Below are 15,346 nucleotides of genomic sequence, written 5' to 3'. Positions count from 1 at the left end.
ATGAAAAAGATAACTTATTTTTTCCTCGCTTTTTTGGCCCTTATTTTTGTATTCCCTGTTTTGTTTCTGGCAGTCGGTTCCCTTATGGGGAAAAACGAACTTACCGGTCTGCTCCTTCCCGTAATGCAGGAGGGCAGTAAAGGATATGCTTCCTGGAAACTATTTCCAGAGTATCCGACTTTGAAGCATTATGTGGAAGTACTTTTGGACTCCCCGGAATTCTTTGTGATGTTCTGGAATTCGGTGAAGATCACAGCTGGCGCACTCCTTGGTGAGCTTTTGGTTGGAATGCCCGCTGCCTGGGGCTTTGCAAAATATGATTTCCCAGGGAAAAATATAGTATTTACCTTGTACATCGCACTGATGATGATGCCATTTCAGGTTATGCTCCTTGGCAACTATCTGGTGCTGGATAAACTTGGGCTTCTTGACTCGCTTTGGGGGATTATTTTCCCAGCGGTTTTTTCTACATTCCCCGTATTTATTATGTACCGCTTTTTTAAAGGGATTCCCCTGGCGCTTCTGGAAGCGGCAAGACTTGACGGTGCAGGTGAGCTTAGACTGTTTTTTATAGTTGCCATCCCCTTGGGCTCGCCTGGCGTCATTTCTGCCATTGTTCTGGGATTCCTGGAATACTGGAATCTGATCGAACAGCCGATGGTATTTTTGAAAACAAAAGAATTGTGGCCATTGTCCTTGTATCTGCCAAATATTGATCTGAAACAGGCGGGGCTTGGGTTTGCTGCTTCGGTGGTGGCACTTGCACCTGCAGTTCTGGTGTTTTTGTCTGGACAGGACTATCTGAAGCAGGGAATTGTTTCCACGGCGGTAAAGGAATAGAAACGAGCGGGGCAGTAAAGCAACAATTCTAAAAAGGGAGATTGACATGAAGAAAAAACTAATTCAGGCAACTGGCATATTTTTTTCAGTTATGCTGATTTTTACCATATTATCAAGAGTTTCGGATTCCGTAAATGTGATACAGATCCAGACTAAGAATCCATCCAATCAGGTGATCACCCATGAGGTAAGCGGCACTGGAAAAGTGGAGGGAAGTCAGGAAGTGGCTGTGTTTGTGCTGGAAAACCTGCAGGTGGAGCAGGCACTGGTGCATCAGGGACAGACGGTGAAAAAAGGAGATACTTTGCTGAAGCTGTCCCGGGAGAGTATGGAGGATGCTGCCAGGGACCTGGAGGATAAAATAAAAACTCTGGAGGGACAGGCAAAGGACCTGGAAAGCCAGAACAAGGTGAACAGCCAGAAGCGTGCGTCAGAGCAGGCCTGGGCGGACAATTCTTACGATCTTGCTGTGCAGAGCGGAAATGTTTCTGTGGATAATGCAAGAGAAGAACTCCAGGCAGCGCAGCAGCGTCTGGATGAATTTTACCGGGAAAAAGAAGCTAAAACTTCCGGGGATGACTTAAGTGGATTTACAGATGGAGAGGAAGATTTTACAGATGGTGAGACCGCTATCGCACAGGAAGATGATTCCACTGCAGAAGCTGCCCTCCAGTCTGATCTGCGCGCCAGACAGGAGGCACTGAATGAGGCAATCGCAGGAAGAAACCAGACATTGGCTAGTGCAGGAAAGGCAGTAGCAGATGCCAGTGCGCCGGAGGCTTCTGACAGCAGCCTGGAAAATGTCAGGCGGGATCTGGAAAATGCCAGGGCTGACCTGGAAAAAGTTACAGCACTTCAAAATACGGATGGAATCATTGTTTCCCCAACGGATGGCGTGATCAAAAACCTGGTTGTGCAGACAGGAGACCTCACCGGCCAGACAGCAGCTGCAGTTTTGTATTCTTCCGACGGTGCCCTTCGAATGACAGGTACCATTTCAAAAGAAGATATGAAATATGTGTCTGCCGGTGCTGAGGTAAAACTGACGGATAATAACAATAATGATATTTCTGGCACAACTGTGGAAAATATCACGGAAAATAAAGAGGATAATGATATTCGTGATCTGTCAATCTTATTGTCGGATGATAGCATGGCTATCGGACAAAGCGGGGATTTTTCCATATCAAAAGATTCTGGACCCTATTCTTGTTGTGTCCCGCTTTCGGCACTATACTCAGAAGACGGCAAGGATTATGTGTACGTTACTGATACAGAAAATACAGTGCTGGGCACCGTGATGACAGCAAGAAAGCTGGAAGTTACAGTGCAGGATCAGAACCAGACTACAGCTGCACTGGGCGAGGGGAGCCTTTCTACGGACCAGGGTGTGGTCGTGCAGGCAGACAGGGAATTGAAGGACGGCTGCAGAGTGAGGATTTCTGAGAATGGATAGTAAAAAGAAGAATTGTTTTTTGAAATATATGAAAGCAATGGCAGCCGTGCTGCTTTCGTCAGTGCTATTTTATTTTGGCATGAAGGATTATGTGCATGTAGGAAAAACGGATATCGGGGTGGCAGAACTGTATGGCAATTATCTCACTGTAAGCCAGGCGAAGCAGCTTTGGCAGGACAGCCAAAAGGGAGACGAAATTACAGACCTTTGCTTCCTGTGTAATGGAGGTGTACAGACTGTGAAAAATTCCCGGTATTCCAGGCAGACAAATGTCAGAGTGACAGGGATTATAGGAATGGCAGCGCTGTATGACCGGCAGGCAGCTATGCTGGAAGAAAGTGATGAGAATGGCTGCGTGATCGATAAAAATACCGCTCTGGATCTTTTCGGCAGTGAAAATTGTGTGGGAAATCAACTGATGGTAGGTGAGGATATTTATGAAGTGAGAGGTGTTGCATTCTGGAGCCAGCATATGCTGCTCATCCGTCCAGCACAAAAAAATCTGTTTTGCACTCAGGTTCTGATCCGCAGGAAAAAAGGGCAAAGCGTGGAAAGCGCTGCTTCCAATTTTCTCCTAGGAAACGGATTGTCCGGTACCTTGGTGGATGACAGCTGGATGGATGTGATCCTGCCCCTGTTTCCTGTGGCTTTTTTTGTCATGTTTACAATAAGTATTTCCAGATGGATGTATAGATTTGAAAACGGAGATAAGCAAAGTGGAAGCCGGGAGGAGGAAAGGTCTGGAATTGATCTTAAGAAATGCGGCTGCTTTATTATGAGGATTTTATTATGGGGAATCTGTCTCTTTTTTTGCACGAGACTGCTATCAGATATTCCAAAGAGCTGGCTGCCGGATAAGTGGTCAGATTTTTCCTTCTGGCCTGGGAAAATCCAGAAAACAGTGGAGGCCTTCCGCTGGTACATCATGTTCCCCAAAACCATGGCACAGGCGGAACGGTTGGTAAGGGGAATCTCCTGTATGATAAAATGTGGGGCAGCGGCACTGCTTATAGGGATCGCATAGGCGGTCCTTTTTCCTTTTTTGCCAAAAGAATTTTACAGAAAAAGAAATATTTTGTTACATTTTTTCGCCGTGTTTTCTCTAAAGTGTTTGCCAGATGGGAGTCCAGGTATTATAATAGACTGTAAGACCCTGAACGGGGAATGAAGATTTACGGTCGCTGTTTACTGGTCTGGCAGTGAACAGTAACGCCTGAGAAATGGCGGGACAGCGGCGACTTTTTATGAGATAAGGAGAGATTGAATGAGTAAGATTGCCATTGTAACGGACAGTAACAGCGGCATTACACAGGAGGAAGGACGCAGACTTGGAGTGTCTGTTATTCCTATGCCTTTTTTTATTAATGAGAAGATGTACCTGGAGGGGATTACCCTGAGCCAGGAGGAATTTTACCAGTGGCTGAAGTCTGACGCTTCCATTTCCACCTCCCAGCCAAGCCCGGGAGAGACGATGGGATTGTGGGACAATCTTCTGAAGGAATATGATGAGATCGTACAGATCCCTATGTCAAGCGGACTTAGCGCTACCTGCGCCACCGCTATGGGACTTGCCCAGGAATATGAGGGCAGAGTACATGTGGTGGATAATCAGCGGATTTCTGTCACCCAGCGCCAGTCTTTGGAGGATGCCATCGCCCTTCGGGATGCAGGCAGGAGCGGAGCTGAGATTAAGAAGATCCTGGAAGAAGAGAAATTTAATTCCAGTATTTATATTACCCTGGAAACTTTGAAATATCTGAAAAAGGGCGGCAGGATCACACCAGCGGCGGCTGCCATCGGTACTGTTCTGAACCTGAAGCCGGTACTGCAGATCCAGGGGGAGAAGCTGGATGCCTTTGCCAAGGTAAGAGGCAAGAAGCAGGCAAGACGTACCATGTTAAAGGCTATGAAAGCAGATTTTGACGGACGTTTCGCCCAGTTTGTCCAGAATGGAGAGATGTGCCTTCAGGCTGCTTATACCGGTAACCCAGAAGAAGCAGAGGAGTGGAAGCAGGAGATACAGGAAACATTTCCTGGCATGGAGATCCATATGGATCCGCTGTCCCTTAGCGTGGCATGTCATATTGGATATGGTTCCCTGGCGATTGCATGTTGTAAGAAAGTAACTGTATAGAAGTTGGAAAATAGCAGTTGTCAATAAACATAGATTTTGGTTATTATCTGTGGTTGGTAACTGAAAATATTCAATTTCTTACTTCGAAATGATTTTGATAGAAAATGATAACAGAAATATTCTCCCTAAGAAGGGAATTTAGGAGGATTTATGAAAAAATTTACAGACTACATGGCAGAAGAACTTTCTGCTGCATTTGAAAAAGCAGGATACGATCCGTCCTACGGTAAAGTAGGCGTTTCCAACCGTCCTGACCTTTGCGAATACCAGTGTAACGGTGCTATGGCAGGTGCCAAGGCTTATAAGAAAGCTCCATTTATGATCGCAGACGACGTAGTTGGCAATCTGGCAGAGTCCAAGGTATTTTCCATGAAAGAGATGGTGAAGCCTGGATTTATCAACCTGAAGGTCAGCGAAGAGTTTCTTGCAGATTATCTGAAAGAGATGGAAAAAGATGAGAAGCTTGGCGCAGACACAGCCAAAGAGCCGAAGACCATCGTCATCGACTACGGCGGACCAAACGTTGCCAAACCACTTCATGTAGGACATCTCCGTTCTGCCATCATCGGCGAGAGCATTAAGAGAATCGGCCGTTTTGTTGGTCACAAGGTGATCGGTGATGTTCATCTTGGAGACTGGGGACTTCAGATGGGACTGATCATCACCGAGCTGAAGCACAGACAGCCGGAGCTTGTATATTTTGATGATAATTTTGCAGGCGAATATCCAACAGAGGCTCCCTTTACCATCAGCGAGCTGGAGGAGATTTACCCATGTGCAAGCGGCAAGTCCAAAGAGGATGAGGCATACCGCCAGGAAGCACTGGAGGCAACTCACCTTCTTCAGCAGGGTAAGCCAGGCTACATGGCTCTGTGGAACCATATCATGAACGTTTCCGTTACAGACCTTAAGAGAAACTATGCAAACTTAAATGTATCTTTTGACCTGTGGAAAAAGGAATCCGACGCACAGCCTTACATTCCGGATATGGTAGAGATGATGAAGGAGAAAGGCTTTGCCTATGAGGACCAGGGCGCACTTGTGGTAGATGTAAAAGAGGAGACAGACACCAAGGAGATTCCGCCATGTATGCTGCTGAAATCAGACGGTGCTTCTCTTTACACCACAACGGACCTTGCCACAATCGTGGAGCGTATGAAGCTGTTCCATCCAGATGAGATCCTTTACGTTGTTGATAAGCGTCAGGAGCTTCATTTTATCCAGGTATTCCGTTGCGCAAGAAAGACTGGTCTTGTAGAAGAGGATACCAAGCTTTCTTTCCTTGGTTTTGGTACCATGAATGGAAAAGACGGCAAACCGTTCAAAACAAGAGAGGGCGGCGTTATGCGTCTTGAGAACCTGATCGCAGACATTGATGAGGAAATGTTCACCAAGATCGTGGAGAACAGAAGTGTCCGTGACAAGGATGCAAGAGATACGGCCAAGATCGTAGGTATGGCGGCAATCAAGTACGGCGATCTTTCCAACCAGGCGACAAAGGATTACATTTTCGATGTAGACCGCTTTACTTCCTTCGAGGGAAATACAGGTCCGTATATCCTTTACACAATCGTTCGTATTAAATCCATTCTGAACCGTTACGTGGAAGAGGGCGGTAACCTTGAAGCTGGTGAGCTTCTTCCGGCTTCCAATGGCAGTGAGAAGAATCTGATGCTTCAGCTTTCCGGATTTGGCAGCATGATCGAGAGTGCCTTTGAAGAGAAAGCTCCGCACAAGATCTGTGCATATATTTATGAGGTTTCCAACGCATTCAACAGCTTCTACCATGAGACTAAGATCCTCAGCGAGGAGAATCAGGCGCAGAAGGAATCCTATATCCGTCTTCTGCAGCTGACCAAGAGAGTTCTTGAGACAAGCATTGATCTGCTTGGATTCGAGGCTCCGGATAAGATGTGATCGGGCTGTTGACCAGAGGATTTTGACTGGTGGAACGGACATTGGGAAAATGTTAATTTTATTTTGTAAAAGATAGAGTTTTACAGGGCTGTGGAACCTGCTGATGTATATTGGCAGGGCACAGCCCTTTTTTTTGAGCAGTGAGCCCAAGTACGTGCTTGTACGGGAAATTGGCTAGCTGCGATAACGAGGAAAAAATGCAGAGCGTATTTTATCCTGTTAGTTTTTATTTTACTTGACATTGTAATTTAGTTGTACTATCACCTAACTGGTTGAACGTACAACTAATATGTGCGTAAGAAAGAATTTGACAGTCTGATATCTGGCAGAGTTTCGATCATTTTCCAGACGCATTCAGATTACCAGACCAGGGAAAGGAGATATACATGGACAGTACTCAGCGAAAAATGACCAAGATCGCCCGTGAAGTCAGCAAGTTCACCGTACAGATGATGAAAGAAGACGGAATCGGTACAGCTGAATTTGACGTGATACATTTTATCCGGCACAATCCGGGGGTGACGCAGACGGTGATGAGAGAGTCCCTGAAAATTGATAAAGGGGCAGCGGCAAAGCGTGTGGCCAGCCTGGAGAACAAAGGCTATCTGATCAGAAAACCAAATCCGGAAGACGGCAGAAGCCAGTTGTTATATGCCACAGCGAAAGCGGAAGATCTAAAAAACTCAAAAGCACAGATTGAGACCATTTTTTATGAGTGGTTATTAGAAGAACTTCCGGAAGATGAAAAAGAGGCATTTTGTAAAACCTTAGATACCCTTTACTGGAAATCAAAACGACAGCGTCAGGCTGGATTTCCAGATGTGGCGCGCAAGGTGATGGAATGCAGAGATGAGGTGCCGGAAGATGAAGAATAAGAGCAGAGGATTCCAGCCGGACAGGGTGATCTCCTACTTTAAGGAAGAGTGGAAGGTGCTTCTGACTGTGACCATCTCCGGTTTGATCTACAACATCGGTCTTTTGGCAGGCCCCTGGTTTGAGGGAAAAATGACCGGCTGTCTGGTGGAGATCCTGAAAGGGCTGGGAGCGTTTTCCGATATGCTGGTTCTGGTGCTTGGCTATGTGATCGCCATTGCAGTTGTTCAGATCGCCAGATACATTAAGCGTTTTTATGTGCGGCGTTTTGCAAATAATGTAAACCGCAGAATGAAGGAAATTCTGTATGCAAGTCTGGTAAGGAAAAGCCGTGCAAGCCTTCGGGAAGAGGGCGAGGGAAGCATTATGACCAAGGCAATCCTGGATGTGGATGACTGCGTAGAGGGAATGCGTAAGTTTACCACGGAGATTTTTGATACAGGAGTTGCCCTTGCTGCTTATGCAGGGATGCTTTTGTGGTATGATTTCCGGCTTGCTTTACTTTGCATGATTTTCCCGCCAATTTCCTATATGACAGCGGAAAAGATGAAAAAGATGATCCAGAGGACCGGGGCTGCATACAAAGAGCAGTCAGGATACCTGAGCAATGCCACTTTGGACAGGGCGGAGAACGCCATTACATACCGTGTCTTCGGATGTGAGCAGGAGCGGCAGCAGGCTTACGAGGAGAATCTGACTTCTTATGAAAAATCAGCAGTAAAGGCCAATATCTGGAATTCTGTAATGCCGCCGGTATATCGGATCATTTCCATGGTGGGCGTTCTGTTTATTCTGTATTTCGGTCAGAAAAATGTGTTGGGAACTGGCTGGAGCACATGGACCATTGCTTCCTTTACCACATTTCTGGCATGTTTTGTGAAGCTGTACGTGAAGTCCTCCAGTGCAGCGAAGCTGTTTAATGCAGTGCACAAGGCGCAGGTTTCCTGGAAAAGGATCAAGCCGCTTTTGACGAAGCAGGAGGAAAGTACACAGAGTGAGAAAAATGTGTTCGGAATTCCGGAAAATGGGGAAGTGGCAAAACAGGAGATAGCTCAGTCAGAAATCCGTTGCCGGAGCGTGGAACAATTGCAGGTCCGCCATCTGAATTTTGCTTACCCAGACGGAAAACTGATTCTGAAAGATATTTCTTTCCAAGCTGAAAAGGGGCAGATGATCGGGATTACCGGGCCGGTTGCCTGCGGAAAATCCACTTTAGGAAAGGCATTTTTGTGCGAATATCCATATGAGGGTCAGATCCTGGTGGATGGCGAAGAATTTCAGAATATGAAGCCGTCCCAGCGTACAAGTATCATTGGCTATTTGGGCCATGATCCAGAGCTGTTTAATGACAGCGTGGAAAATAACGTTCTTATGGGTGAAAAGAAAAATCCGGATGATTTTCTGAAAATGGTCTGCATGGATGAGGAAGTAAAGGAGATGGACGATGGCATCCAGACCCTGGTTGGAAACGGCGGTGTCCGTCTTTCCGGCGGTCAGGGAAAACGTCTTGCCCTTGCCAGAACCCTATGCCATAAGAAACCGGTTCTGATCCTGGATGATCCATTTTCCGCTTTGGATAAGAGCACAGAGAGACAGATTTTTGCTAATTTGAAAGAGCAGTCCAGGGAGAGCATTGTGCTGCTGATTTCCCATCGTCTGTATCTGTTCCCACAGATGGATCAGATCATCTGGATGGAAGATGGAAAAACGGTGGTGGGCACTCATGAGGAACTGCTTGCCAGGGTACCTGAGTATCAGAAATTATTTACAGAGGAAGGAGGTTCGGCAAAATGAAGAAAAATCAGGTGAAAAAAGTTATCTGGAAAACAGTTCTGCAGCAGAAATGGCTGTCCATAGGTATCGTTCTTGCAGTGATAGGAGCCGTTGTAACAGCCCTGATTCCTCCGCTGGTCCTGGCCAAAATCGTAGATACGATCACAGCTGGAAAAAACGTGGTCTTCTGGAGCATTCTCCTTTATTTTGTAATGCTTGCACTTACCGGAATCATGGAATCCGCAAGGGAAGGTCTTCTGACTGTATTTGGACAGAAAATCACCCATGCCCTTCGGAGCAGTCTTATGGAGAAATTTGGAAGGCTTACCTCTGATAATCTGACCGGGTTGGAACCAGGAACTTTGGTTTCCCGTTTTGTCGGGGATGTGGATACGGTGGAGAATCTTTTTACCTCAGGAATTATCAGTATGTTTGCAGATGCCTGCAAGATCATCAGTATTCTGGTGGTGATCTGGTTTGAAAATAAAGGCCTTATGGTGGTACTGCTTGTCATATTGCCATTTCTGCTCTGGTTTACCAGACATGTGCAGAAAAATATGCTGGCGGCTCAGATTGAGAACCGAAAGGCCGTGGGAAGAGCTTCCGGGCATGTGCCGGAGACCCTTCACAATATCCGTACGATTCACAACCTTGCCCGGGAAACATATATGGAAAAGCGTTACGACACGTATATTGGGGAGAGTTATGCAGCTATGGAGAGAACTAATTTTTATGATGCTGTATATTCCCCGGTGATTCTGATTTTGAACGCGGTCGTGGTTGCGGCTGTGATGCTGCTTTCCGCATCTGGAAACAGGACGGTGCTGACCTTTTTCGGAATGTCTGCTGGAACTGCAGTGGCAGTGACTAATTACATTTCACAGATCTTTACACCCGTGGAAAGTCTGGGAATGGAGATTCAGACCATTCAGTTTGCGGTGGCGGGAATCCATAGGATTAATGAATTCTTTGGACTGGAAGAGAAGAAAGATGGACTGCAGGAAGTGAAAGAACTGTCAGTTGCAGATAAAGGCGTTTCAGAGTCAGCCAAAGATGCGGCAGCTGTGAATGTGGTTGGGAAGTCTGGAGAGGATGAGGTTCCCTTTGTGGAATTTCAGAATGTGACCTTCGGCTATGACGAGCATGTGGTGCTGGAACACTTGAATTTCAAGGTGATGGACACCGATCAGGTGACACTCCTTGGGCGCACCGGCGCAGGAAAAAGCACCATATTAAAACTGCTCCTTGGCCTTTACGAGCCAGATCAGGGAAAAGTGCTGATCCATGGGATTCCGGCAACAGCTGTGAAGGCTGGGGACAGACGAACGCTCTTTGGCTATGTGGAGCAGACGTTTCACATGGTGCCTGGAACGGTGCGGGATCAGATCACATTATTTGATGGGCGGATCTCAGACCGCCAGGTAAAGGCAGTGGCAGAGCTTACCGGATTAAAAGAGGCAATTGAGAGTCTGGAAAATGGTTATGACACATATTGTACCCCCGGAGATTTTTTCCCAGGGACAGTGGCAGCTGTTATCCATCGCCAGAGCTGCTGTGGCAGAGCCCAAGATGCTGCTTCTGGATGAGATTACTGCGAACCTTGACGCAGAGACAGAGAAGAGCGTGCTGGCAGCGCTGAAGCGTGTGGCAAAAGACCGTACGGTTATTTCTATTTCCCACAGAACTTCTGCGGAGCTGGGACGAACTATTCAGATCTGAGAAACAAGCTAACATAGGTTTTGGCAAAACGCCGTATGAGATCATTCTTGTGCGGCGTTTTATAAAACAATAAAAATTTTATAAAGTACTTTTCAGCAACTGATTCAGGTGTTATAATTCTGATTACATCTTAAATGTCAGGAGTAAAGAACTGGCATTTCAGAATCATTCATTTTATCTTATTTGTAACTGTTCAGAACCTTCACAGTTACTCTTATTTATCATTTGCCGGGATTCATCGGCAGCATTCACTTAATTATTTTTATTGCTTGGCAGTTTTTGTTTTTTTACGAAAAAGAGGTGGTTATCATCAATCTTACAGGCATGATCTTAAAAATGCGTTACTGTATCCTGGAGCAGGTAGGTTCGGGCGGAGAGGGAAATCTTTATCTGGCCAGGGATATGGAACTTGGAAATTACTGGGCGGTGAAGGAGCTTCCTATTGAGAAAAAACGGGAGGCCAGGCTGCTGCGCCTTTTGGAGCACCCCTCCATTCCACGGATGGTAGATTACGTGGAAAATGGAGAGCACTGTTATCTTGTGATGGAGTATATCCGGGGTAAATCCCTGGGCCAGTTGCGTAAGGAGGGGCATACTTTTTCCGCAGAGGAGCTTCTTTCTTATGGAGATACAGTTCTTTCCGTTCTGGAATATCTTCACGGACAAAAGCCGCCGATCTATTATGGAGATCTGAAGCCGGATAATCTTATGCTCTCGGATTCCGGTAAACTGTATCTGGTGGATTTTGGAAGTGCGATGTTTGGATTTGGGGAAAATCAGCGGATCTGTATGGGAACAGAAGGCTTTGCCGCGCCGGAGCAGTATGAGGGAAAAGTGAACGGTGTCAGTGATCTGTATGCATTTGGGAAAACCATGCAGATGCTGATGGGAAAACACTGGCTTGGGGTTCTGTGGAAGGTGCCGGGGCTGGGGTTGTTTCTTTATAAGTGTATTCAGCCCCAGGAGAAGCGACGGTTCCAAAGCGCGGCCAGGGCACGTAAAATGCTGACATCCATAGGAAAAAGAGGAGGACACGTCCGCAAAAACATTGCGGTGGCAATTGGAACTGCGGGAATCCTTCTGGCAGCAGGTGTGCTGCTTGCCAGTTCGGAGCGCCCTGTATCTTTTGAATGCGCATTGGCAGAAGTGACAGAAGGGTATTATCAGATGCTGGAAAAGGAGCCGGAACCGTCGGAATTGGATTTAGAAGAAGTGGGAATGAGCCAGGAGAAGGACGGGAATGGAATTTTAATTAAAAAATGTGAACAAGTAGAACAAGGTTTGCAAAAACTGCAAAAGGAATATACGAAAGATGAAGAACAGCGGAAATTGCTTTTACTGCTGGCTGCCAACGCAGAGGTAATGAAAGAGTGGGAACGGTCAGCTGTATATTATGAACAGCTGCTTTTGTATGCGCCGGGGTATGCCAATGGGTATGGCAAGTATGGCCTGTTTCTTTTAAGAAGAGGACAAGTGCGTTCTGCCAGAAGGCTGCTGGCCTTATACAAAAGCAGCGGGGCAGATGGGAAGGGCTGTGAAAGCATAGAAATGTGGGAGAAGCAGATGGAAGATCTGGAAGGGTGAGGAAAAGTGAAAAGATGGACTAAAATATGCCTGGTTATGATAATGACTTTGCTTATGACAGGCGGCGGTGGGCGCTGCCTCTACGCCGGGGAGTTTGGAGGATTTGATATCGACATTGGAGCAGAGGAAGACATATTTGAAAACTGGGAGGAAGGATCTGGAGAAAGCCAGGAAACGACGGAACCAGAGTTAAAAGATAGTGAGAGCAGCCGTGAAGAAAAGCCGGAAAGTGTTAATAAGAGCAGTAATGAACGTAATAATGAGTGCAGCAACGAGAGCAGTAATAACAATAGTAATGTCAGCAATAATGACAGCGCTAATAGTGGCGGTGATAATTCCCACAATAATAACAACAATAGTAATACCGGAGAAGCAAGTCAGTCGAAAACGGAAAGTAGTGGAAAAAGCAGCGATACAGAAAGTAGTGCTGATGTAGCCTCACTGGCGAATAACAGCGCCAAAAATAAAAAAACTGACAATCCTGCAAATGCAAACGATAATGCAAAAAGAAAAGATTTTAAAAGTAAGGAAGAAACGTTAAATTCTGCTGCTTCCAGTGAAGGGCAATCGCTTCCCAGTGAAAAGAAAGACGAGAATCCCTCAAAAACAGACGAGAAAACAATAAATTCGAAAATCCCAAAAGTAGAAAGTGCCGTTGATCGTCGGAAATTTACGGCATTTGGAACGGTATCCACCGCGATTGGAATGGCAAAAACTTCACCTGAGCTGAAATTCTATAACAGTAATGATGAAAATAAAGATATTCATGAAAAAATAACAGAAAACAATAATAAAAACATATATTTCGAACACCCGGAGTTTGTCCCTGAGAACGAATATCCCAGGATCCGGATCATAAGAAGAGCGGAAGATCAGGATGTCACAATTTTATCTTTACGTTTCAATGATGAGGAAATTTTTTTTCACCAGGAAGGAGATACCCTTATATTTGACCAGCCGGTTATCAGGAAGAGGAACAGGATAAACCTGCTTGCGGTAATAGATGGGAGGAGAATCGTGCTGATGCCTGTATGGGAGTTTTAAAGGATTTTGCCATCTGGACGCTGGAAAGAAATGATGCTATAATTAACAACCATATAGCGAAATGCTTGTTAAGGATAGCTGACTTTCATATATGGTGATGCCGCCGGCAGGCGACATGTCCGTTTTGAAAATACTTGATCATACAGGAGGCAAAACACAGATGTATAAAGCCATTTTATTTGACCTGGACGGAACGCTTACGGATTCAGGTGAGGGAATTACCAAGTCTGTACAATATGCTCTGGAGAAGGTGGGAAAGCCAGAACCGGATCTTCAGAAGCTACGCATTTTCGTTGGACCGCCCCTTTTGGAGCAGTTTCAGGAGTATGCAGGAATTGATGAAGAGACTGCTGGAAAGGCAGTTGCAATTTACAGAGAACGATATGCACCAGTTGGCATTTATGAGAATAAACTGTATCCTGGTATCCCGGAAATGTTATCCGGACTGAAAAAAAGAGGATACAAGCTTGCCATTGCGTCTTCCAAGCCGGAGAATTTCGTGAAGATCGTGGCGGAATATTTCCATATTGATTCCTATTTTGATGAGATGGTTGGAAGTGAGCCAGAGGGCGGCAGAACCAATAAGACAGAAGTGATCGAGGAAACCCTGAAGCGTCTGGGACTTGGGGTGCATAGAGATCAGGTGATCATGGTGGGGGATAAAGAGCATGATGTGTTTGGAGCAAGACGTGCAGGGCTTGCATGCATCGCAGTTTCCTATGGATATGGAACTGAGGGAGAATTAGAGAATGCCCATCCACTTAAAATTGTAGATTCTGCAGAAGAGATCCTGGATTTTTTCGCATAAGCCCCAGAAGAAAACAAAGACGGCCTGCCCTGGTATGGAAATGCCTGTACCCAGTAGGAATCCACTTTGCAATTTCCCAGATCATATCCTATCTGGGATTGTATCTTCTGGTGAGGCGGACTGGTGGGGATATGAGCGCCTATTACCAGCATGTGCTTATGCTCACAGGATTGACGGGAATTTTGGCAGCTATTCCATGTATCTGGCTGTATCGCGGGGATTTTGTGAGGAGAAGGAAAACTGGAATTCTGCAAGCTGCTGTTGTGAAGCCAACGCTTAAAGCAGAGTCAGAAGCTGTATCAGAGAAAATGAATGGCGGTGTAAGGCGTGGTGGAAAAATATTTGCCACAGGCCATCGCCTTCGGATTCCTGAAATTCTGGTACTTCTGGTAACCGGTGCATTCCTGGGACAGTATGGAAATATCCTGGTGGGACTTTTCCAGCAGTATTTGAACCCGGAAGCTTATCAGGAAACCCAGTCCCTGATTTCCGAGGGAAAAAGCATCTGGAGTCTGGTTTTCTGGATGGGGATTGTGGCACCTTTTGCAGAAGAGGTGATTTTCCGCTGGATGGTATTTCTGCGTATGAGAGATAACATGCGCGCGATCACAGCTGCGCTGCTGTCCGGATTAACCTTTGGCATCTATCATATGAATCTGATGCAGGGCGTATATGCAGCCATTATGGGATTACTGTTTGCACTGATCCTGGAATGGCGGGGGAATCTGTTTGCCAGTGTGTTTCTTCATATGGGGGCGAACATCTGGAGCCTGCTGATTGGTGATGTAATGCTGTACATGCTGGATCATACAGGCGCCACATCCGTAATTGCATTAAATCTGTTCCTTGTTTTTTGCGGAATTTATGGCATTTGGAGGTGCTATAAGAATTATCAGAAACGGGAATGCACGAGACTGATATAAAAGCATAATCGGAAATAATTATATTTAAGAAAATATAGAAGACCTTCTTACAAAATCCTGGAAAAATAGGGGAGATTGTGGGAAGGTTTTTTGTTGCCATTTACTTCTTTTTCAGTGAGATACTTTAGGGTGCTTAGAAGTCAGATGGTGTATAATTTCGTGCCAAGGGGGCGATGAACACGCTCTAGCGCAGTTCATTTTATAAACATTTAAGAATTCCCCATCTTGCATTCCCGGCACACATATGTTATCTTAACTGTATTAAATGTATTAAT

Annotated in this window: 13 protein-coding genes; all 13 read left to right on the top strand. The window is 45.8% G+C overall.

Features of this window, described 5'->3' with window-relative positions; all coding sequences use genetic code 11:
* The 13 genes from LIQ05_RS16640 to LIQ05_RS16585 all read left to right on the top strand — a co-directional run bounded on the left by LIQ05_RS16640 (position 1) and on the right by LIQ05_RS16585 (position 15,071).
* On the top strand, positions 1–840 hold the full coding sequence (locus LIQ05_RS16640; RefSeq protein ID WP_226822467.1) for a carbohydrate ABC transporter permease: 840 nt from the start codon (positions 1–3) through the stop codon (positions 838–840).
* A 46-nt stretch (positions 841–886) separates the two neighbouring features.
* The gene (locus LIQ05_RS16635) at positions 887–2,296 is read left to right on the top strand and encodes a hypothetical protein (RefSeq protein WP_226822465.1); all 1,410 of its coding nucleotides are present in this window, start codon (positions 887–889) and stop codon (positions 2,294–2,296) included.
* A 19-nt stretch (positions 2,297–2,315) separates the two neighbouring features.
* Positions 2,316–3,320, top strand: coding sequence for an ABC transporter permease (locus LIQ05_RS16630; RefSeq protein ID WP_226822464.1), 1,005 nt, complete (start codon positions 2,316–2,318; stop codon positions 3,318–3,320).
* Between the two features lie 240 nt (positions 3,321–3,560).
* The gene (locus LIQ05_RS16625) at positions 3,561–4,430 is read left to right on the top strand and encodes a DegV family protein (protein WP_226822463.1); all 870 of its coding nucleotides are present in this window, start codon (positions 3,561–3,563) and stop codon (positions 4,428–4,430) included.
* A gap of 150 nt (positions 4,431–4,580) precedes the next feature.
* Positions 4,581–6,347: an arginine--tRNA ligase gene (gene argS, locus LIQ05_RS16620; protein WP_226822462.1), complete on the top strand. Its 1,767-nt coding sequence runs from the start codon at positions 4,581–4,583 to the stop codon at positions 6,345–6,347.
* A 386-nt stretch (positions 6,348–6,733) separates the two neighbouring features.
* Positions 6,734–7,222, top strand: a complete 489-nt coding sequence (locus LIQ05_RS16615) for a MarR family winged helix-turn-helix transcriptional regulator (protein WP_226822460.1) — start codon at positions 6,734–6,736, stop codon at positions 7,220–7,222.
* Complete coding sequence (locus tag LIQ05_RS16610) at positions 7,212–9,014, top strand: ABC transporter ATP-binding protein (protein ID WP_226822458.1); 1,803 nt, start codon at positions 7,212–7,214, stop codon at positions 9,012–9,014. The genes LIQ05_RS16615 and LIQ05_RS16610 overlap by 11 nt, the downstream gene beginning before the upstream one ends.
* Entirely contained in the window at positions 9,011–10,579 is a 1,569-nt protein-coding gene (locus LIQ05_RS16605) for an ABC transporter ATP-binding protein (protein ID WP_318289550.1), read from the top strand. The genes LIQ05_RS16610 and LIQ05_RS16605 overlap by 4 nt, the downstream gene beginning before the upstream one ends.
* Entirely contained in the window at positions 10,470–10,712 is a 243-nt protein-coding gene (locus LIQ05_RS19965; RefSeq protein ID WP_318289549.1) for an ATP-binding cassette domain-containing protein, read from the top strand. Before LIQ05_RS16605 ends, LIQ05_RS19965 begins: the two co-directional genes overlap by 110 nt.
* Positions 10,713–10,991: 279 nt before the next feature.
* Entirely contained in the window at positions 10,992–12,296 is a 1,305-nt protein-coding gene (locus LIQ05_RS16600; RefSeq protein WP_226822456.1) for a serine/threonine protein kinase, read from the top strand.
* A 6-nt stretch (positions 12,297–12,302) separates the two neighbouring features.
* Entirely contained in the window at positions 12,303–13,340 is a 1,038-nt protein-coding gene (locus LIQ05_RS16595; protein WP_226822455.1) for a hypothetical protein, read from the top strand.
* A gap of 160 nt (positions 13,341–13,500) precedes the next feature.
* Entirely contained in the window at positions 13,501–14,148 is a 648-nt protein-coding gene (locus LIQ05_RS16590; protein WP_226822454.1) for an HAD-IA family hydrolase, read from the top strand.
* Positions 14,149–14,279: 131 nt separating this feature from the next.
* Positions 14,280–15,071 (top strand): CPBP family intramembrane glutamic endopeptidase, encoded by a 792-nt coding sequence (locus tag LIQ05_RS16585; RefSeq protein WP_226822451.1) that lies wholly within the window; start codon positions 14,280–14,282, stop codon positions 15,069–15,071.
* Positions 15,072–15,346: the final 275 nt, after the last annotated feature.

The organism is Blautia glucerasea (assembly GCF_020537505.1).
Lineage (GTDB): Bacteria > Bacillota > Clostridia > Lachnospirales > Lachnospiraceae > Blautia_A.
The sequence above is the reverse complement of the archived record's forward strand: the minus strand, read 5'-3'. Positions and strand labels throughout refer to the sequence as shown.

What these genes read in the sequence shown, in the direction of transcription:
- LIQ05_RS16640 (WP_226822467.1), top strand. Translation starts at nt 1, where the DNA reads ATGAAAAAGATAACTTATTTTTTCCTCGCTTTTTTGGCCCTTATTTTT.
- LIQ05_RS16590 (WP_226822454.1), top strand. Translation starts at nt 13,501, where the DNA reads ATGTATAAAGCCATTTTATTTGACCTGGACGGAACGCTTACGGATTCA.
- argS (WP_226822462.1), top strand. Translation starts at nt 4,581, where the DNA reads ATGAAAAAATTTACAGACTACATGGCAGAAGAACTTTCTGCTGCATTT.
- LIQ05_RS19965 (WP_318289549.1), top strand. Translation starts at nt 10,470, where the DNA reads ATGGTTATGACACATATTGTACCCCCGGAGATTTTTTCCCAGGGACAG.
- LIQ05_RS16615 (WP_226822460.1), top strand. Translation starts at nt 6,734, where the DNA reads ATGGACAGTACTCAGCGAAAAATGACCAAGATCGCCCGTGAAGTCAGC.
- LIQ05_RS16625 (WP_226822463.1), top strand. Translation starts at nt 3,561, where the DNA reads ATGAGTAAGATTGCCATTGTAACGGACAGTAACAGCGGCATTACACAG.
- LIQ05_RS16605 (WP_318289550.1), top strand. Translation starts at nt 9,011, where the DNA reads ATGAAGAAAAATCAGGTGAAAAAAGTTATCTGGAAAACAGTTCTGCAG.
- LIQ05_RS16585 (WP_226822451.1), top strand. Translation starts at nt 14,280, where the DNA reads ATGAGCGCCTATTACCAGCATGTGCTTATGCTCACAGGATTGACGGGA.
- LIQ05_RS16635 (WP_226822465.1), top strand. Translation starts at nt 887, where the DNA reads ATGAAGAAAAAACTAATTCAGGCAACTGGCATATTTTTTTCAGTTATG.
- LIQ05_RS16610 (WP_226822458.1), top strand. Translation starts at nt 7,212, where the DNA reads ATGAAGAATAAGAGCAGAGGATTCCAGCCGGACAGGGTGATCTCCTAC.